Annotated in this window: 16 protein-coding genes; 11 read left to right on the top strand and 5 right to left on the bottom strand. The window is 71.9% G+C overall.

The genetic code is table 11. From position 1 onward, the window contains the following. Positions 1-159: 159 nt before the first annotated feature. Positions 160-1,194 carry a LacI family DNA-binding transcriptional regulator gene (locus ACERZO_RS13375; RefSeq protein ID WP_372664933.1) on the bottom strand — a complete coding sequence of 345 codons (1,035 nt, stop codon included), beginning with the start codon at positions 1,192-1,194 and terminating at the stop codon, positions 160-162. Between the two features lie 150 nt (positions 1,195-1,344). On the opposite strand from ACERZO_RS13375, the gene ACERZO_RS13380 reads away from it, so the two are divergent. Genes ACERZO_RS13380 through ACERZO_RS13420 form a run of 9 tightly spaced genes read left to right on the top strand, consistent with a single transcriptional unit; the run spans position 1,345 to position 12,334 of the window. Further along, positions 1,345-2,862 (top strand): sugar ABC transporter ATP-binding protein, encoded by a 1,518-nt coding sequence (locus ACERZO_RS13380; protein ID WP_372664934.1) that lies wholly within the window; start codon positions 1,345-1,347, stop codon positions 2,860-2,862. Further along, positions 2,859-3,917 (top strand): ABC transporter permease, encoded by a 1,059-nt coding sequence (locus ACERZO_RS13385; protein WP_372664935.1) that lies wholly within the window; start codon positions 2,859-2,861, stop codon positions 3,915-3,917. Before ACERZO_RS13380 ends, ACERZO_RS13385 begins: the two co-directional genes overlap by 4 nt. After that, positions 3,910-4,917, top strand: coding sequence for an ABC transporter permease (locus tag ACERZO_RS13390; RefSeq protein ID WP_372664936.1), 1,008 nt, complete (start codon positions 3,910-3,912; stop codon positions 4,915-4,917). Before ACERZO_RS13385 ends, ACERZO_RS13390 begins: the two co-directional genes overlap by 8 nt. A gap of 5 nt (positions 4,918-4,922) precedes the next feature. Further along, on the top strand, positions 4,923-5,984 hold the full coding sequence (gene rhaS, locus ACERZO_RS13395; protein ID WP_372664937.1) for a rhamnose ABC transporter substrate-binding protein: 1,062 nt from the start codon (positions 4,923-4,925) through the stop codon (positions 5,982-5,984). Then, positions 5,984-6,319, top strand: coding sequence for an L-rhamnose mutarotase (locus ACERZO_RS13400; protein ID WP_372664938.1), 336 nt, complete (start codon positions 5,984-5,986; stop codon positions 6,317-6,319). Before rhaS ends, ACERZO_RS13400 begins: the two co-directional genes overlap by 1 nt. Positions 6,320-6,324: 5 nt before the next feature. Beyond that, positions 6,325-7,491, top strand: coding sequence for an L-rhamnose isomerase (rhaI, locus tag ACERZO_RS13405; RefSeq protein WP_372664939.1), 1,167 nt, complete (start codon positions 6,325-6,327; stop codon positions 7,489-7,491). A gap of 2 nt (positions 7,492-7,493) precedes the next feature. Continuing rightward, positions 7,494-9,512, top strand: a complete 2,019-nt coding sequence (locus ACERZO_RS13410; RefSeq protein ID WP_372664940.1) for a bifunctional aldolase/short-chain dehydrogenase — start codon at positions 7,494-7,496, stop codon at positions 9,510-9,512. 9 nt (positions 9,513-9,521) lie between these two features. Continuing rightward, the gene (locus tag ACERZO_RS13415; RefSeq protein WP_372664941.1) at positions 9,522-10,943 is read left to right on the top strand and encodes an arabinose isomerase; all 1,422 of its coding nucleotides are present in this window, start codon (positions 9,522-9,524) and stop codon (positions 10,941-10,943) included. A gap of 5 nt (positions 10,944-10,948) precedes the next feature. Further along, positions 10,949-12,334, top strand: coding sequence for a rhamnulokinase (locus tag ACERZO_RS13420; protein WP_372665568.1), 1,386 nt, complete (start codon positions 10,949-10,951; stop codon positions 12,332-12,334). A 22-nt stretch (positions 12,335-12,356) separates the two neighbouring features. Here ACERZO_RS13420 and ACERZO_RS13425 read toward each other — a convergent pair whose 3' ends face one another. The 4 genes from ACERZO_RS13425 to ACERZO_RS13440 form a co-directional block, all read right to left on the bottom strand. Next, positions 12,357-12,968 carry a hypothetical protein gene (locus ACERZO_RS13425; protein WP_372664942.1) on the bottom strand — a complete coding sequence of 204 codons (612 nt, stop codon included), beginning with the start codon at positions 12,966-12,968 and terminating at the stop codon, positions 12,357-12,359. A 136-nt stretch (positions 12,969-13,104) separates the two neighbouring features. Next, positions 13,105-13,713 carry a response regulator gene (locus tag ACERZO_RS13430; RefSeq protein WP_372664943.1) on the bottom strand — a complete coding sequence of 203 codons (609 nt, stop codon included), beginning with the start codon at positions 13,711-13,713 and terminating at the stop codon, positions 13,105-13,107. After that, positions 13,710-14,786, bottom strand: coding sequence for a sensor histidine kinase (locus ACERZO_RS13435; protein WP_444843222.1), 1,077 nt, complete (start codon positions 14,784-14,786; stop codon positions 13,710-13,712). The genes ACERZO_RS13430 and ACERZO_RS13435 overlap by 4 nt, the downstream gene beginning before the upstream one ends. Before the next feature lie 10 nt (positions 14,787-14,796). Continuing rightward, on the bottom strand, positions 14,797-15,186 hold the full coding sequence (locus ACERZO_RS13440; RefSeq protein ID WP_372664945.1) for a hypothetical protein: 390 nt from the start codon (positions 15,184-15,186) through the stop codon (positions 14,797-14,799). A 120-nt stretch (positions 15,187-15,306) separates the two neighbouring features. Between ACERZO_RS13440 and ACERZO_RS13445 the strand changes: the two genes are divergently transcribed. Together ACERZO_RS13445 and ACERZO_RS13450 are read left to right on the top strand one after the other, a co-directional pair. Continuing rightward, positions 15,307-16,347 (top strand): LacI family DNA-binding transcriptional regulator, encoded by a 1,041-nt coding sequence (locus ACERZO_RS13445; protein WP_372664946.1) that lies wholly within the window; start codon positions 15,307-15,309, stop codon positions 16,345-16,347. A gap of 218 nt (positions 16,348-16,565) precedes the next feature. Beyond that, positions 16,566-19,742, top strand: coding sequence for a TIM-barrel domain-containing protein (locus ACERZO_RS13450; protein WP_372664947.1), 3,177 nt, complete (start codon positions 16,566-16,568; stop codon positions 19,740-19,742). Positions 19,743-19,754 lie beyond the last annotated feature (12 nt).

Consider the following 19,754-nt stretch of genomic DNA (forward strand, 5'->3'; position numbering starts at 1 on the left):
CGATCCGGTGCTCCGCGCGGTCCAGTGCACTCTCGCAAGCGCCCACGCCGGTGGCGAGAGTGTGGCCCAGGGCTTCGCGGCGCGCAGCGTTCCTGCCCTTTGCGCGGCCGCCGCCCAGCGAACGTACCCGGCTGCCAGTTTCTTGTCGGAGCCCGTTGCTCAGCGCAGGGTGGAGGCGCGCACCACGAGTTCGGGGGTGAACACCACCTGGCGGTGTTCGTGGCCAGGCTCGGCCTCCGCCAGCAGCAGCTCGGCGGCCGTGCGGCCGAGGCGGCGGCGGGGCTGGCGGACCGAGGTCAGCGGGACGGCGGCCGCCGCGGCGAACTCGATGTCGTCGTACCCCACGATCGCCAGGTCCTGCGGGACGCGCATGCGCAGGTTCGCGCACGTCTGGAGCAGGCCGAGGGCGACCAGGTCGTTGGCGCAGAACGCCGCCGTCGGGCGGACGGCCGCCGGGAGCCCCGCCAGGCGCTCGCCCGCGCCGCGGCCGTCGGCCACCGTCAACGCCGTCGTCGTCAGGTCGACCAGGTGGCCGGGGCCGAGGCCGGCCGCCTGCAACGCGCGCAGCGCGCCCAGCCGCCGGTCGCGGACCTGCCCGACCGTGGTGTGGTTGCCGATGAACGCGATCCGGTCGTGGCCCTGCTCGAGGAGGTGCCGCACGGCGATTTCGCCGCCGTAGACGTCGTCGACGGCGACCGAGCAGTGCGTCGTGCCGCCGGGGGTGCGGTCGACGACCACCACCGGGGTGCCGCGGTGCGCGATCTCGCCCAGCAGCGGCGCGTCCGGGTCGACCGGCGTGATGAGGATGCCCTGCACGCGCTGCTGTTCGAGCCGGCCGAGGTAGGCCGCCTCGCGCGACGGCTGGTGCGCGCTGTTGCAGAGGAACAGCGAGAGGTCGCCGGCGTCGGCGGCGTCCTCCATCCCGGCGGCGACGTCGGTGAAGAACGGGTTGCTGCCGTCGAGCATCACGTACGCCAGCACGCGGCTGCGCCCGGCCCGCAGCTGCCGCGCGGACTCGTTGCGCACGAACCGGAGCTCGGCCATCGCCGTCTCGACCTTCGCGCGGGTGGCGGGGCTGACCCGGTCGGGCCGGTTGAGCACGTTGGACACCGTGCCGAGGGAGACGCCGGCGGCCGCCGCGACGTCCTTCATGCCCGCCGCTCTTGGCTCGGCACCGGACTCCTGGACCGTCATGTGCCCTCCCCTTTGAAACGTAACATCATCACGAACTGCCCGGTCCAGAAGCCGTTTGGCCACGGTTCGGCGGATTCATTGACTTGCTCTCCGACCGCATAGTAGCGTCACCGCGCCAGGTTTGTGAAACCTTTCAATCCGGAGGTCGCGATGATGCGCCCACGCCCGGGCCAGGCCCCTCTGCTGGAGGTGCGCGGCGTGACCAAGTCGTTCGGCGCGGTCGCCGCCGTCGCCGGCGTGAGCTTCGGCTTGCATGCCGGGGAGGCCCACGCGCTGGTCGGGGAGAACGGTGCCGGCAAGTCCACGATCGTGAAGATGCTGGCCGGGGTGCACAAGCCCGACGACGGCACGCTGCTGCTGGACGGCGAGCCGGTCGAGTTCGGCTCGCCCGCCGACGCGAAGGCCGCCGGCATCGCCGTGATCTACCAGGAACCCACGCTCTTCCCCGACCTGAGCGTCGCGGAGAACATCGTGATGGGCCGCCACCCCCGCAAGAGCCTGGGCCGCATCGACCGGACGGCGATCCGCGAAGAGGCCGAACGGCTCTTCACCCGCCTCGGCGTCCGGATCGACCCGGCCCGCCCGGCGCGTGGCCTGTCGATCGCCGACCAGCAGATCGTCGAGATCGCCAAGGCGCTCAGCGCCGACGCCCGCGTGCTGGTGATGGACGAGCCGACCGCCGCGCTCAGCCGCGTCGAGGTCGACCGGCTCTTCACCGTCGCCCGGACGCTGCGCCAGGAAGGCGCGGCGATCATGTTCATCTCCCACCGCTTCGAGGAGATCACCGAGCTCTGCCAGCGCGTGACGATCATGCGCGACGGCAAGCACGTCTCCACCGACCTCCTCGAAGACGTCACCGTCGACGACATGGTCAAGCGCATGGTCGGCCGCGACCTCGACGCCCTGTTCCCGAAGCAGGACGTCACACCCGGCGCGGTCGTGCTCGAAGTCGAAGGCCTGACGCGTGAAGGCGTTTTCCGCGACATCTCCTTCTCGGTGCGCGCCGGGGAGATCGTCGCGTTCGCCGGCCTCGTCGGGTCCGGACGCTCCGAAGTGGTCCAAGCCGTGTTCGGAGTGGACGAACGGGACGCCGGGGTCGTGAAGATCGGCGGCAGGAAGCTGAAAGCGCATTCGTCGCGGGCCGCGATGGCCGCCGGGATGGCACTCGTGCCGGAAGACCGCCGTCAGCAGGGCCTGATCATGGACCTTTCGATCGAGCGGAACGTGACGCTGCCGCGGTCGCGCGCGCTCTCCAAGCTCGGTTTCCTGACCGGCGCGAGCGAACGGCAGGAGGCCCGGCGCTGGACCGAGCGCCTGCGCACCAAGTACCGCCGCCTCGCCGACCCCGTCGGCACGCTCTCCGGCGGCAACCAGCAGAAGGTCGTGCTGGCCAAGTGGCTCGCGATGGCGCCGAAGGTGCTCATCGTGGACGAGCCGACGCGCGGTATCGACGTCGGCACGAAGGCCGAGGTGCACCGGCTGATGTCGGCCCTGGCCGCCGAAGGCGTCGCGATCGTCATGGTGTCCTCGGAGCTGCCCGAGGTGCTCGGCATGGCCGACCGCGTGCTCGTCATGCGCGAAGGCCGGCTCGTCGCGGAACTTCCGCGCGCCGACGCGACCGAAGACGCCGTCATGTACGCCGCGATGGGCCAGGGAGCCGCCGCATGACCGTCACGAAGGAGGCCCCCGTGACCGGCGACCCGGCCGTCCACTCCGGACGCTCGTGGACCGCGAACGTGTTCAAGGCCCGCGAATCCGGCATCGTCCTCGCCCTGATCGTCCTGGTGGCGTTCACCGCGACGCAGAACTCCCGGTTCCTGTCCGGGCAGAGCATCCGCGACATCCTGCTCGGGACGGCGATCCTGGCGGTGCTCGCCGTCGGGCAGGCGATCGTGATGATCACCCGCAACATCGACCTGTCGGTCGGCTCGGTGCTCGGCCTCGCCGCCTTCGCCGTCGGCTCGCTGATGCGCGACAACCCCGGGCTGCCGGTGATCGTCGCCGTGCTGGCCGGCCTCGGTGTCGGCGCGGTCTGCGGGCTCGTCAACGGCGCGCTCGTCCGGTTCGGCCAGGTGCCCGCGCTGGTCGTCACGCTCGGCACGCTCTACGCCTACCGCGGCGTCAGCTACTTCTGGGCCGGCGGCCAGCAGATCAACGCCGACAAGCTCCCCGCGTCCTTTTTGGACTTCGGGACGGCGTCGGTGCTCGGCGTGCCGTGGCTCGTGCTCATCGCGGTGCTCGTCCTGGTGATCGCCGGGATCGTGCTCCGCAGCTACCCGGCCGGGCGCGAGCTCTACGCGATGGGGTCGAGCCCGCAGGCCGCGAAGCTGGCCGGCATCCGGGTCGGCCGCAACACCACCGCCGCGTTCCTGGTCAGCGGCGCGCTCGCCGGCCTCGCCGGGGTGCTGTTCGCCGCCCGGTTCGGCACGGTGGACGCGGCCGCCGGCACCGGCTACGAGCTGAACGTCGTCGCGGCGGCCGTCGTCGGCGGGGTCGCGGTCTTCGGCGGCAGCGGCTCGGTCTGGGGCGCCGGCCTCGGCGCGCTGCTGCTGACCGTCATCGGCAGCGCCCTGGCCGTGCTCGACATCAACCAGTTCTGGCAGCAGGCGATCGTCGGCGCGCTGATCCTGCTGGCCATCGGCGCCGACCGGCTCGTCGCCGTCCGGGTCCAGAAAACACTGTCAAGGCGCTCAGTGTCACAGAAGAGGGACGCCCATGTCTGACCGACCGAACCCGCTCGGGCGGCTGCTCAGCTGGGACGCCGCCGTCGTGCTCGTGACGGTGATCGTGCTGATCGTCGCCTCGGGTGCCGTCGAGAACTTCGGCACCAGCCGCAACTTCACCTTCCTGCTGCTCGACCTGCTCCCGATCGCGCTGGTCGCGCTGCCGATGACGTTCATCATCGTCACCGGCGAGATCGACCTCTCGGTGGCGAGCACGCTCGGGCTGACGTCCGCGGTGATGGGCTCGCTGTGGGACGCGGGGCTGTCGATCGAGACGATCATCCCGCTCTGCGTCGTGCTCGGCGCGGTCCTGGGCGGGCTCAACGGCTTCTTCGTCACCGTGCTGAAGCTGCCGTCGCTGGCCGTCACGATCGGGACGCTCGCGCTGTACCGCGGCCTGGCGTTCGTCGTCCTCGGCGACGGCGCGGTCGCCGACTTCCCGCGCGACTACACGACCTGGGTCACCGGGACCATCGGCGACGGCCCGATCCCGAACGTCCTGGTCCCGCTGGCCGTGGTGGCCCTGATCTTCGGCGTCGTGCTGCACGCGACGCCGATCGGCCGTGGCGTGTTCGCGGCCGGCGCGGGCGAGCAGGCGGCCCGGTTCGCCGGGATCCGCACCGGGCGGCTCAAGTTCTGGCTCTACGTCGTGAGCGGCGCGGTCGCCGGGCTTGCCGGGATCCTGTGGACCCTGCGCTACTCCAGTGCCCGCGCCGACAACGGCTACGGCCTCGAACTCGCTGTGGTGGCCGCCGTGCTCCTCGGCGGCGTGTCCATCTTCGGCGGCAAGGGCACGCTGCCCGGCGTGCTCGCCGGAGTGGTCCTGCTGGCGTCGCTGCAGAACGCCCTGCGCCTGCAGGACGTGTCCAACGAGGCGCTCAACATCGTGACCGGCGTGCTGCTCATCGTGTCGGTCCTGCTGCCCAACATCGTGTCCTCGGCCCGGACGGCACTGCGCCGCCGGAGCCGGGCGACTGCTCCGGTATCCCCAGAAAGGTGACGAAGATGTCCCGACGGTTCCTCACCGGCGCAGTGTCGGCCGGGCTGGTGCTCGTGCTGGCCGCCTGCGGCGGTACCACCAAGAACGACTCCGCGGGCTCCGGCGCGAGTGAGTCCACGGCCACGGCGAACCCGAACGCCACCGCGGCGACCGGCGTCAAGATGGCCTTCCTGCCCAAGCAGCTCAACAACCCCTACAGCGACATCGAGGTCAGCGGCGGCAAGGCGGCGCTCGAGGAGCTGAAGGGCGAGTACAAGCTGGTCGGGCCGAACGACGCCAGCGCGTCCTCGCAGGTCAGCTACATCAACACGCTCATCCAGCAGCAGCAGGACGTCATCGGCATCGCCGCGAACGACCCGAACGCCGTGTGCCCGTCGCTCAACCAGGCCCGCAGCGCCGGCATCAAGGTCGTCGCGTTCGACTCGGACGCCGCCAAGGACTGCCGCGACGTCTTCATCAACCAGGCCACCACCCAGGGCATCGGCGAGGCGCTGGCCAAGCAGGCCAAGGACCTCTCCGGCGGCTCCGGCGAGATCGCGGTGCTGTCCGCGACGCCGAACGCCACCAACCAGAACGCCTGGATCGAGGTCCTGAAGAAGGAGCTGGCCAAGCCGGAGTACGCGAACATCAAGCTGGACAAGATCGCCTACGGCAACGACGACGACCAGAAGTCGTTCCAGGAGGCCCAGGGCCTGCTGCAGTCGTTCCCGAACCTCAAGGTGATCGTCTCGCCGACCACCGTCGGCATCGCGGCCGCCGCGCGGTACGTCAGCACCTCCAGCTACAAGGGCAAGGTCGCGGTGACCGGCCTCGGTACGCCGAACCAGATGCGCGCCTTCGTCAAGGACGGCACGGTCAAGCAGTTCGCGCTGTGGAACCCGGCCGACATCGGCTACCTCGCCGCCTACGCGGGCGTCGCGCTCAAGTCCGGCCAGATCACCGGCAAGGAGGGCGAGACGTTCAAGGCGGGCAAGCTCGGCGACTACAAGATCGGCGCGAGCGGCGAGATCGTCCTCGGCCCGCCGACGACGTTCGACGCGAACAACATCGACAAGTTCAACTTCTGATGCCCCGGTACTGCTTCTGCCTCCAGGTCAAGCCCGACCGGAAAGCCGAGTACGCCGAGCGGCACCGAGCGGTGTGGCCCGAGATGCGGCGGGCCCTGCACGACACCGGCTGGCGCAACTATTCGCTGTTCCTCCGCGGCGACGGCCTGCTGATCGGGTACGTCGAGGCGGACGATCTCGAAGCCGCACAGGCCGCCATGGCGGAGACCGATGTCAACACCCGCTGGCAGGCGGAGATGGCGGAGTTCTTCACCGGCCTGGACGGCGGTCCGCCGGATGAAGGGTTCCAGCTGCTCGACGAGGTCTTCCACCTCGACGTCCGGGAAGGACAGTGATCGCCATGGGTGACTTGACCGCGGTCAAAGCGGCTTTGCGGGCCCAGCGCATCGAAACGCCGTCGTGGGCGTACGCGAACTCGGGCACCCGGTTCAAGGTGTTCCCCCAACCCGGCGTCCCGCGGACGCCGGAGGAGAAGATCGCCGACGCGGCGACCGTGCACCGGTTCACCGGGGTCGCGCCGAGCGTGGCGCTGCACATCCCGTGGGACAAGGTCGACGACTACGGTGCCCTGACGGCGTACGCGCGGGACCAGGGCATCGAGATCGGCGCGATCAACACGAACGTCTTCCAGGACGAGGACTACAAGCTCGGCTCGGTCACCAACCCGGACGCCGGGATCCGCCGCAAGGCCACCGACCACCTCCTCGAAGCCATCTCCATCATGGACGCCACGGGCTCGCGCGACCTCAAGCTGTGGTTCTCCGACGGCATCAACTACCCGGGCCAGGACGACATCCGCGACCGCCAGGACCGGCTCGCCGCGGCGTTGAAGGAAACGTACGACCGGCTCGGCGACCACCAGCGGATGCTGCTGGAGTACAAGCTGTTCGAGCCCGCCTTCTACGCCACCGATGTCCCGGACTGGGGCACGTCCTACGCGCACTGCGTCGAGCTGGGGGAGAAGGCGACCGTCTGCATCGACACCGGCCACCACGCCCCGGGCACGAACATCGAGTTCATCGTGGCCTTCCTGCTGCGCGCGGGGAAGCTGGGCGCGTTCGACTTCAACTCCCGCTTCTACGCCGACGACGACCTGATGGTCGGGGCGGCCGACCCGTTCCAGCTGTTCCGGATCATGTACGAGATCGTCCGCGGCGACGCCCTCGACCCGGCCTACGGCATCGCGTTCATGCTCGACCAGTGCCACAACATCGAGGCCAAGATCCCGGCGATCATCCGGTCGGTGATGAACGTCCAGGAGGCCACGGCCAAGGCGCTGCTCGTCGACCGGCCCGCGCTGCGCACCGCCCAGCAGGCAGGGGACGTGCTCGCCGCGAACGCCGTGCTGATGGACGCCTACAACACCGACGTCCGGCCGCTGCTGGCCGAACTGCGCGAGGACTCCGGGCTGGACCCGGACCCCGTCGCGGCCTACCACCGCAGCGGGTACCAGGAGAAGATCGTGGCCGAGCGCGCCGGCGGCACGCAGGCCGGATGGGGAGCATGAGGATGACCGTGCCGGAGCAGCTCATCGCGCGCAGCAACGCGCTCGGGGCCGACCCGCGCAACACCAACTACGCCGGCGGCAACACCTCGGCCAAGGGTGCCGTCACCGACCCGGTGACCGGCGCGCCGACGGAGGTGCTGTGGGTCAAGGGCTCCGGCGGCGACCTCGGGACGCTCGAGGAGTCCGGGCTCGCCGTGCTGCGGCTGGACCGGCTGCGGTCCCTGGTCGACGTCTACCCGGGCGTCGAGCGCGAGGACGAAATGGTCGCCGCGTTCGACTACTGCCTGCACGGCCGGGGCGGCGCCGCTCCCTCGATCGACACGGCGATGCACGGTCTCGTCGAGGCCGCCCACGTCGACCACCTGCACCCCGACTCCGGGATCGCCCTCGCCACCGCGGCCGACGGCCCCGCCCTGACCAAGGAATGCTTCGGCGACCGGGTGGCGTGGGTCGACTGGCGGCGGCCCGGTTTCCAGCTGGGGCTGGACATCGCCGCGGTCAAGACGGCCAACCCGCAGGCCATCGGGGTGATCCTCGGCGGACACGGCATCACCGCGTGGGGCGCCACCTCCGAAGAGTGCGAGCGGAACTCCCTCGAGATCATCCGGACCGCCGAGGAGTTCCTCGCTTCCCGAGGTGCTCCTGAGCCGTTCGGCCCGGTCGCCCCCGGGTTCGAAGCTCTCCCGGAAGCCGAGCGGCATGCCCGAGCCGCCGCGTTGGCGCCGGTGATCCGCGGGCTGGCCTCGACCGACCAGCGGGTCGTGGGGCACTACACCGACTGCGAGGTGGTGCTGGAGTTCCTGTCCCGGGAGAAGCTCGCGCCACTGGCCGCGCTGGGCACGTCGTGCCCGGACCACTTCCTGCGCACCAAGGTCCGGCCGATGGTCGTGGACCTCCCGGCGACCGCGGCCGTCGAGGACGTCGTCGCGCGGCTGAAGGAACTGCACGCGGAGTACCGCGATGAATACCGCGCCTACTACGAGCGGCACGCCACTCCGGACTCGCCCGCGATGCGCGGGGCGGATCCGGCGATCGTGCTGGTTCCGGGTGTCGGGATGTTCTCGTTCGGCAAGGACAAGCAGACCGCGCGGGTGGCGGGCGAGTTCTACGTGAACGCGATCAACGTCATGCGGGGCGCCGAGGCCGTCTCGACCTACGCGCCGATCCCGGAACGTGAAAAATTCCGGATCGAGTACTGGGCGCTTGAAGAAGCGAAGCTGCGGAGGATGCCGAAGCCCAAGCCTCTGGCCGGGCGGATCGCCCTGGTCACCGGCGCCGGTTCGGGCATCGGCAAGGCCATCGCTCAGCGGCTCGCCGCCGAGGGTGCGTGTGTGACGATCGCTGACCTGAACGGTGCCGCGGCGGCAGAGGTCGCGGCGGAGATCGGCGGCACTGCTGTCACCGCCGACGTTGCCGATGCCGCGGCGGTGCAGGCGGCGGTCGACACGACCGTGCTCGCCTACGGCGGGATCGACCTGGTCGTGAACAATGCCGGGCTGTCCATTTCGAAGCCGTTGCTGGAGACAACCGAACGCGACTGGGACCTGCAGCACGACGTGATGGCCAAGGGCTCGTTCCTGGTCGCGCGCGCGGCGGCCAAGGCGATGATCGACCAGGGCATCGGCGGCGACATCGTCTACATCTCGTCGAAGAACTCGGTGTTCGCCGGCCCGAACAACGTCGCCTACGGCGCCGCGAAGGCCGACCAGGCCCACCAGGTCCGGCTCCTGGCCGCCGAACTGGGTGGGCAGGGCATCCGCGTCAACGGCGTCAACCCCGACGGCGTCGTCCAGGGCTCCGGCATCTTCGCCGGCGGCTGGGGCGCCCAGCGCGCCGCGGTCTACGGCGTCGAGGAGTCGAAGCTCGGCGAGTTCTACGCCCAGCGGACCATCCTCAAGCGCGAGGTGCTGCCCGAGCACGTCGCGGCCGCGGTGTTCGCCCTCACCGGCGGCGACCTCACCCACACCACCGGGCTGCACGTGCCGGTGGACGCCGGGGTGGCCGCCGCGTTCCTGCGTTAAGGAGGTTCGATGACCCTCGACCGGATCACGCCGCGCAAGACCCGCGTCGGGCTCGTCGCCGGCGGGCTCGGCGCGTACTGGCCGCAGTTCCCCGCGCTGCTGCCGCAACTGGAGGCGTCGGCCCGGCGCGTCGCGGACCGGCTGTCCGGAATGGACTGCGAGGTCGTCGACGCCGGGTTCGTCTCGGACGCGGCCGAAGGCGCCGCCGCGGCCGAGAAGCTCCGGGTCGCCGGGTGCGACCTGATCATCGGGTTCCTCACGACCTACCTCACGTCGAGCATGCTGGCGCCGGTCGCGCAGCGCTCGGGCGCGCCGGTGTTGCTGCTGAACCTGCAGCCGACCGAGGCGATGGACCACGACTCCTTCGACACCGGCGCGTGGCTGGCGTACTGCGGAGCCTGCCCGCTGCCGGAGATGGCCAACGCGTTCCGTCGGCTGGGCGTCGAGTTCCGCTCGGTGTCCGGCTACCTCGAGGACACCCGTGCGTGGACGAAGATCGAACGGTGGATCAAGGCGGCCGGCGTCCGGGCGGCGCTCCGGCACGGGCGCCACGGCCTGCTCGGGCACCTCTACCCGGGCATGATGGACGTCTCCACCGACCCGACCCTGGTGTCCGGGCAGCTCGGCGGCCACGTCGAGATCCTGGAGATCGACGACCTGCGGGTGCGCGTGGAGAAGGTCACCGACGACGAGACCGCTGCGCGCGTGGCCCTGGCGCGTGAAGTGTTCACTGTGGACGAGTCCGTTGTGGACGAAGACTTCGCCTGGGGCGCCCGGGTCTCGGTGGCGCTCGACCGGCTCGTCGAGGACTTCTCGCTCGACTCCCTGGCCTACTACCACCGCGGTCTGGACGGCGAGACGCACGAACGCGTCGGCGCCGGGTTCATCCTCGGCGCGTCCCTGCTGACCGCGCGCGGCATCCCGGCCGTCGGCGAGTACGAGCTGCGGACGTCCCTGGCCATGCTCGTCATGGACCGGCTCGGCGCGGGCGGGTCGTTCACCGAGCTGCAGGCGCTGAACTTCCGGGACGACGTCGTCGAGATGGGCCACGACGGGCCGGCGCACCTCGGCATCAGCGCGCGCAAGCCGCTGCTGCGCGGCCTCGGCGTCTACCACGGCAAGCGCGGCTGGGGCGTGTCGGTCGAGTTCGACGTCAAGCACGGGCCGGTGACGCTGTGCGGGCTCGGGCAGCGGCGCGACGGGACGTTCACGCTCATCGCGTCCGAGGGCACGGTCGTGCCCGGGCCGCTGCTGCGGATCGGGAACACGACGTCCCGCGTGGACTTCGGCTGCGACCCGGGGGAGTGGACCGACGCCTGGTCGGCCAGCGGCATCGCGCACCACTGGGCCCTCGGCACCGGCCACCGCGTGGGCGAGCTGGCGGCCGTCGCGGACCTGCTCGGCTTGGAGCTGACCGTGGTGAACCCGTGAAGCGGTTGGCGGCCGTCGACCTGGGCGCGTCCAGCGGGCGCGTGATGGCCGGGACCGTCGGATCGTCGGTGCTGGAAGTGGCGGAGGTGCGGCGGTTCCCGAACGGCGGGGTCCGGGCGGGGCCGGTGTTGTACTGGGACATCCTCGGCCTGTACCGCGAAACCCTTGCCGGGATCGGGGAGGCCGGTGCTCTCGACGGTGTCGGCATCGACTCGTGGGCGGTCGACTACGGGTTGCTCGACGAGCGGGGCGCGCTGCTCGGCAACCCCGTCCACTACCGCGACCCGCGCACCGACGGCATCACCGTGCCGGTGCCCGACCGGGAGCTCTACGACGTCACCGGGCTGCAGCAGCTGCCGTTCAACACGCTGTACCAGCTGGTGGCCGAAGGCGACCGGCTCGAGGCGGCGGCGACCGTGCTGCTCATCCCGGACCTGCTGAACTACTGGCTGACGGGGGAGATCGGGGCGGAACGCACGAACGCGTCGACCACGCAGCTCTACGACGTCCGGGCGCGGACGTGGGCTCTTTCGCTGGCGTCGCGAGCCGGGATCCCGCCCCGGCTGCTCCCGCCGTTGCGCGACCCGGGCACGGTCGTGGGCAAGGCCCGCGAACTGGCCGGCGTCCCCGTGGTCGCCGTCGGCTCGCACGACACGGCGTCGGCGGTGGTCGCCGTGCCCGCGTCGCCGGGGACGAACTTCGCCTACATCTCCTCGGGGACGTGGTCGCTGGCGGGCCTGGAACTGCCCGCGCCGGAGCTGGGCGACGCGGCGCTGGCCGCGAACTTCACGAACGAAGGTGGTGTCGACGGCACCATTCGCTTCCTGCGCAACGTGATGGGCCTGTGGGTGCTGTCGGAGACGCTGCGGACGTGGTCCACTTCGGACCTTCCCGGCCTGCTCGCGGCGGCGGCCGCGGCGCCCGCGTTGGCGGCGGTGGTGGACATCGACGCCCCGGAGTTCCTGCCGCCCGGCGACATGCCGGCCCGGCTGGTCGCGGCTTGCGAGGCGACCGGCCAGCGGCCGCCGTCTTCGCGAGGTGCGATGGTCCGGTCCATCTTGGACAGCCTGGCGCTGGCGTACCGGCGCACGCTGCGCCAGGCGGCCTCGCTGACCGGCCGCACGATCGACGTGGTCCACATCGTCGGCGGCGGCGCGCGCAACGAGCTGCTGTGCCAGTTGACGGCGGACGCGTGCGGGGTCCCGGTCCTGGCGGGCCCGGTCGAAGCGGCGGCGCTGGGCAACGTGCTGGTCCAGGCCCGTGCGCTGGGGGAGGACCTGCCGGACTTGGCGTCGATGCGGGCGCTGGTGCGGGAAACCCAGGAGGTCAGGCGCTACGAGCCGTCGGGTACCGGTGACTGGGCCGCGGCGGAGGCCCGGCTGCGCAGCTGACTCGCGTCCGCGCGGTCTTCCGCTACTGCGAGCGTGCGGGAAGGACGGCGAAGAACTTCGCGGGTACGGCGCGCGGACGGCGGGGGCCCCAGCGACTGTCGGCGAACAGGACCACGATCGAGCGGCCCGAGCCCCCGACCCACGCGGGTTGCGCACTGTCGAAGGCCACCAGCGGAGGGCTGTGCCAGATGCTGGCACCACCCCGCAGCCGCGCACCACCGCCGTCGCGGTAGTGGACGACGTAGTCGAGACTCCTGGCGTTGTTCGGCTGTGGGAAAGGAAGAGCGAGGCACCCCCTCGGGGCCACGCTCACCGCCGTGACCGTCGCGGCTCGCCAGCCGGTGCGCCGGACCGACTCGTAGCGCACCCACCACAACACCGCGCCCGGTGTGAAACACAAAGACACCGCAACCAGACAGAATGCCAAAATGGTCGTCGCAGTATTCGGGGCAGCGTCACCGTCGCTGACGACGTAGGAAAAGAGCCAGAACGCGAGAGCCGGGATCCAGACCAGGCAGCACGCCGTCGTCCGCAGTGCCACGGCCCCCACGCGCTCCCGTTCGCGAGCCAGCTCCGCCCGGTCCAGCCTCCAGGCATCCCCACGATCACCCCGCGGCCCGTTGTCCGGATCCATCACCCCAGCATACGGACCGTGTTCCGGCCCGAGCTCCGCAGTGGATCGCGGGAACGCCGAGGTCCTCGCGGATCTGGTCGAGCGCCGCGTGGTTCCCCGCGCGCAGGTCCGCGTCCGCACCTCCGCACCGGGCCGATCAGAGCCAGCCGCGTTCGTCGGCGATCCGCACCGCCTCGACGCGGTTGCGCGCGCCGGTCTTCGTGATCGCCGCCGAGACATAGTTGCGCACCGTGCCTTCGGACAGGTACAGCCGGGACGCGATCTCGGCGATCGTCGCGCCGGTCCGGGCGGTGACGAGCACGTCCCGTTCCCGGGCGGTCAGCGGCGACTCGCCCGCCGCGAGCGTCGCGACCGCCAGCGCGGGATCGACCACGCGCTCACCGGCCCGGACGCGGCGGATCGCGTCGGCGAGGACGTCGGCCGGGGCGTCCTTCACGACGAACCCGGCCGCGCCCGCGTCCATCGCGCGGCGCAGGTAGCCCGCGCGGCCGAACGTCGTGAGCATGACGACGCGGCAGTCCGGCACCTGCGCGGCGAGCACCGCCGCGGCGGAAAGGCCGTCCAGGCCCGGCATTTCGATGTCCAGCAGCGCGACGTCGGGCCGGTGCTCGCGGGCCGCGCCGACGACCTCGTCGCCGCGGCCGACGGACGCGACCACCTCGAAGTCGTCCTCGAGCGCGAGGAGCGCGCACAGCGCCTGGCGGACCAGCTCCTGGTCATCGGCGAGCAGCAGGCGGATGGTCACACCGTCACCCGCAGCCGCCAGCCGCGCGGCCGCACCGGCCCGGCCCGGAACTGACCGCCCGCGGCGCGGACGCGTTCGCGGAGCCCGGCGAGCCCGGAGCCTTCCTCGGGGGAGCCGCCCACGCCGTCGTCGACGACCTCCACAGTGGACTCCGAGACGGTGACCGTGCAGCGGGTCGCGCGGGCGTGCCGGGCCACGTTGGTCAGGCCCTCCCGCACGACCCACCCGAACAGCTCCTGGTGCGCCGGGCCGACGACGTCGGTCGCGGTCGGCAGGTCGGCGGCGACGCCGCACGCGCGCAGCAGCTCGCGGCCGCGGGCGAGCTCGCCGGCCAAGGTGACCTCGCGGTAGCCGGACACCGCCGCGCGGACGTCCGTCAGCGCCTGGCGGGCCAGCGTCTCGACGGCGGTCATCTCTTCGCCCGCGCGGGCGGTGTCGGCGTCCACGAGCCGCCGGGCGAGGGTGCTCTTGACGGTGATCGCGGTGAGCGAATGGCCCAGCAGGTCGTGCAGGTCGCGGGCGATGCGGGTGCGTTCGGCTTCCGACGCCAGCCGCGCGACCTCGGCGCGCGCCTCGACGAGGGCGGCGTTGGCCCGGACCGCTTCGGCGAAGGCGTAGACCACCAGCACGGTGAAGACGAGCGCGACGGCCTGCGTCCACCCCGGGCCGTCCCACAACACCCACGGGACGACCAGCGCCGCGGTCGCGGTGACGGCCACGAGCGCGCCGGAGTGGCGGGGGAGCCGCGGCACGGCCAGGGACACGACGACGGTGGCGAGGAAGAACGCCTCGGCGTGGGCGAAAGGCAGCGCGGCGGCGAACAGGACGGCCAATACCCCCAGCAGTGGCCAGAACCGCCGCGGCGCTCGCTGCGCCGCCGCCCGCGCCGCGAGGACGTAGCAGCCGACGAAGACGGCGACGAGCACGCAGCCCGCGACCGCCGCGTGGCCGGTCGAGTGCTGCAGCACGCCGGGCACGGTCACGGCCGGGTAGACGAGCATGCCCGCGTCGAGCACCATCACCCGCCAGCCGCGCACCCAGCGCTGCACGTCGGCCGGTTCCGTCCTGTCCACCACCGGCACGCTACCGGCCCCGCGCCCACCGGCCGTTGACGAGCACCGTGACACCGAGCAGCAGGAGTCCGCAGACGGCCTGCTCGATCCGCAGCCACACCGGGAACAACCCGGGCAGGGCGACGATGACGACGATCGCCACGAGCATCACCGCGGCCACGATCCGCAGTCTCAGCAGGCCCTTCCGCGACCCGCGGGCCGCGCTGCGGGCGAAGGCGAACGTCAGCAGCGAACTGGCGACGACGAGGGTGGCGCGCACCCAGACCGCGTCGGTCACCAGCGCGTGGTCGTTCCGCAGGAGCACGATCGCGACGAGCGTGAGGACGCTGAGGGCGACGTAGCCGCCGGTGAGCAGGAGAACGGGCCGGAAGCGGGACCCAGGGCGAGTGGTGGTGGTCATGCCGGAAATGCTCGTCTCGCGGGCGGTTCCGGGGCAGTGCCGTCCCGCATCGGCCGTCCATGACATTTGTCATCGGCGCGGTACTGGGAGAGCGCTCTCACAGCATGCTACAAAGAAGGGGTGACGACGCACCCGCCCTCGGCGCCGCCGACCCTGGAGGACGTCGCGCGGGTCGCCGGCGTCTCGCGGGCCACAGTGTCCCGCGTGGTCAACAGCGTGCGCAACGTCGACCCGAAGCTGCGGGAGACCGTCGAACGCGCCATCGCGGCCACCGGGTACGTGCCGAACCGCGCGGCCCGCTCGCTGGTCACCCGCCGCACGGGCGGGGTCGCGCTGGTGGTGTCCGAGCCGGACCGGCACGTCGAAGCCTTCGGCGGCGTGTTCGGCGACCCGTTCTTCGGCCGCGTGGTCGAAGGCGTGGTCGCGCACCTGCGCCCGCAGGGGCTGCACCCGCTGCTGATGCTCGTCGACAGCGACGAAGAGCGGGAGAAGCTCGTGCCGAAGCTGCGGCAGGAGCAGGTGAGCGGGGTGCTGCTGATCTCGCTGCACCCGGCCGAGGACCCGCTGCCGCGGATGCTGACCGACGCGGGGGTGCCGACGGCGTTGTTCGCGCGGCCCGGCCGCCCGGCGCCGGTGAGCTACGTCGACGTCGCCCACCAGGACGGCGCCCGGCTGGCCGCGGACCGGCTGGTGGCTCGCGGGTGCCACCGGGTCGCGACGATCGCGGGCCCGGCGGGGACGCCGGCGGGCCAGGACCGGCTGGCCGGCTTCCGCGACGCGATGGCCCGCCACGGCCACGCGTACGTGGCGGTGGCCGAGGGCGACTTCACCGAGCACGGCGGCGAGCGCGCGATGGAGCGGCTGCTGGCCGAGGAACCGGCGCTGGACGGGCTGTTCGTGGCCAACGACCTGATGGCGTACGGCGCGTTGACGGTGCTGCGCGAAGCGGGCCGCCGGGTCCCGGACGACGTGGCGGTGATCGGCTTCGACGACAGCCGGGTGGCGCTGAGCTGCCGTCCGCGGCTGACGACGGTCCGCCAGCCGGTGGAGGAGATGGGCGCGGCGATGGCCCGGATGGTGCTGGAGCGCATGGCCGACCCCGAGCGGCGCGCGGAGTCGGTGATCTTCGACCCGGAGCTGGTGCTCCGCGACTCGGCTTGACCCGACACCACCCCCGTCACCGGTTCGCCCCGATGCTCCGCCCGCGTGGCCTGCCGGGCACGGACTCCGGCCTGTCCGGACAGTTCCGCTCACCGGTCTGGACAGGCGTCCCCCCGCTGTGCTCAGATCGGGACGCCTTTTCCAACGTTGTAAAACTGGTCCCCAGACCGGAACGGAGTTCCGCCGTGCGGCCGAGAGCAGTGAGAGCCCTCCACTTGGTGAGCGTCCTGGCGGTCACCGCCGCGGTCGTCACCGTCGCCACCCCCGCCGATGCCGGTCCGGCCGCGCGCCAGACCGTCACCGCCGGGAACGCGCGCTTCCAGGTCCTGTCCCCGACCCTGATCCGCACGGAGTACGCGGGCGACGGCCGGTTCACCGACGCCGCCACGTTCAACGCCGTCGGCCGCGGCTCGTTCACGCCCCCGCCGTTCACCTCGACGACGGCGAACGGCGTGCTGACCATCCGCACGAGCGCGACGACCCTGACCTACAAGCTGAACTCCGGCCCGTTCGACGCCGGCAACCTCCAGCTCAAGACGACGGCGGGCACCCCGGTGACCGCGGCGCCGTGGCGGCACCTGACCTGCGCGACCGGCGCGCTCTGCGAGGGCGAAGACCTGACGGCCGACGGGCTGGGCGTCGCCACCGACCACACCGGCTACACCGGCGAGGGCTTCCTCGCCGGCTTCGAAAGCGCCGGCACCTCGGCCACCGCCGACGTCTCGGCCGCCGCGGCGGGGACGTACACCTTCACCGCCCGCTATGCCAACGGCACCGGCGGGGACGGCCAGCACGTCACGCGCACCCTCAGCGTGTCCGTCGACGGCGGGGCAGCGCAGAAGCTCACCTTGCCGACGACGGCCGACTGGAACAGCTGGGCCACCGCGTCGGTGCCGGTCACCCTCGGTGCCGGCCGGCACAGCGTCCGCCTCGAGCGGACCGCGAGCGACTCCGGCAACGTCAACGTCGACGCCGTCGCGGTGCTTTCCGCGGGGGCGCCCTTCCCGCCGTCCTCGGCCCGCGCGTTCACCGGCTGCGCCCTGGATGTCAGCTGCGAAGCCGAATCCGCGCTCCGCACCGGCTCGGCCGTCGTCGCGACCGACCACGCCGGGTACGCCGGGCGCGGGTTCGTCGCCGAGCTCAACCGCGGCTCGTCGCTGACCCACCGCGTCGTCGACGTCCCCGCCGCCGGCACGTACCAGCTGGACGTCCGGTACGCCAACGGCACCGGCGGAGACGGCCTGCACCAGACGCGGACCGCGACGGTCGGCTCGGCCGGCGTGACGCGCACGCTGTCCATGCCGGCCACCGCGAACTGGGACACCTGGGGTACCGCCTCGGTCCCGGTGGACCTGCGGGCGGGCACGAACGACGTCGTCCTGGGCTGCCCCGACGACACGAGCTGCCACGTCAACGTCGACACCGTCGCGGTGACGCGCACCGGGGCCGCGGTCCCGCAACCGCACCTCACCCTCGGCGGCTACCGCCGCGGCCTCGACGGCGTCAACGGCGACAACGGCACGCCGTCGCTCACCGAGGGGCTCCTGCACCAGGACGGCTGGTACCTGCTCGACGACAGCCCGTCCGCGCTGTACGACACCGCGACCGAGAAGGTGACGCAGCGGCCGACGCACGGCGGGAACCCGTACCAGGACGGCTATGTCTTCACGTTCGGCCACGACTACAAGGCGGGGCTGCGGGACCTGGCGACCCTGACCGGGCCGTCGGAGCTGCTGCCGCGCTGGGCCTACGGCGTCTGGTACTCCGAGTACATCGACCGCACCGCGGCCGACTACCGCGACCGGATCCTGCCGCGCTTCCGCAGCGAAGGCGTCCCGCTGGACGTCCTGGTGACCGACACCGACTTCAAGGCGCCGGACACGTGGAACGGCTGGCAGTTCGACACGAACAAGTTCCCGGACCCGGCGGCGTTCTTCGCCTGGTCGCACTCGCAGGGCCTGCACAACACGCTGAACATCCACCCGAGCATCATGGGTTCGGACCCGCAGTTCGCCCGCGCGCAGGCGACGGCGAAGGGCAAGCTGGCGAAGTCGAACTGCGGAACGGACTGCTACGTCTTCGACTGGGGCGACCCCGACCAGCTGAAGGCGTACCTGGACCTGCACGGCCAGATGATGAACCAGGGCAATGACTTCTGGTGGCTCGACTGGTGCTGCGACGCGGCGAAGTCCAGCCTGCCGGGCGTCACGCCGGACTCCTACATCAACCAGAAGTACGCCGACCTGTCCGCGCCGGCGATCGAGCGGGGTTTCGCGACTTCGCGGGCGTACGGTTCGCTGCAGGCCGGCGGCTACGGCGGCCCGGTCGGGCTGTCGACCGGACCGTGGGCCGACAAGCGCAGCACGGTCCACTTCACCGGGGACACGTCGTCGACGTGGGGCACGCTGCGGATGGAGGTCGGGATCACCCCGGCCGAGTCGGCCGCGACGGGCCTGTCGCCGATCAGCCACGACATCGGTGGCCACAACGACACGACCGGGTTGCGCGGCAGTGAGACGTACACTTCCGGCGGGCAGCAGCACCAGACGTTCAAGCTGCCCGACGACCTGTACGCGCGGTGGGTGCAGCTCGGCACGTTCCAGCCGATCGACCGGCTGCACAGCAACCACAGCGACCGGCTGCCGTGGCAGTACGGCGACGCGGCGAACGCGTCGGCGAAGAAGTTCCTCAACCTGCGCGAGAACCTGGTGCCCTACACCTACACGCTCGCGCAGCAGGCGGCGACGACGGGCGTTCCCGTGGTGCGGCCGACGTACGTGGAGTACCCGGACGACCCGGCGGCCTACGCGGCGGCGGCGAGCGAGTACTTCTACGGCCCGGACATGCTGGTGGCGCCGGTGACGTCGCCGGGCACGTCGGCGACGACGCCGGTCTGGTTCCCGCCGGGGCAGTGGACGGACTACTTCAGCGGCAAGGTTTACCAGGGCGGATCGACCCAGCAGGTGACGTCCGACCTGGGGACGATGCCGGTGTTCGTCCGCGCGGGCGGCATCACGGTGACCCGCACGGCGGACGTGACCAACGACGTCCAGAACCCGCTGAACCGCGCGACGGTCACCGTGGCGCCGGGTGCGTCGGGATCGTTCTCGCTGTACGAGGACGACGGGAGCTCGTCGAAGCACAGCTCGACGACCCGGATCACGTACTCGGAGCGGCGCGGCGCCCACACGGTGACGGTCGAGCCGACGCGGGGCCGGTCCCAGGTCGCTTCGCGCGAGTGGACGGTGAAGTTCCTCGGCGTGACGTCGGCGCCGGCGCGGGTCCGGGTCGGCGAGGGCTGGGCGCCTTCGCAGAGCTGGAAGTGGGACGCGGCGACGCAGACGTTGACGGTCACGGCCCACGGCGGGCACGGGCCGGTGACCGTGACCTACTGAGACTGCCGGCGG

The organism is Amycolatopsis kentuckyensis (genome assembly GCF_041679295.1).
GTDB classification, from domain to species: Bacteria; Actinomycetota; Actinomycetes; order Mycobacteriales; family Pseudonocardiaceae; genus Amycolatopsis; species Amycolatopsis kentuckyensis_A.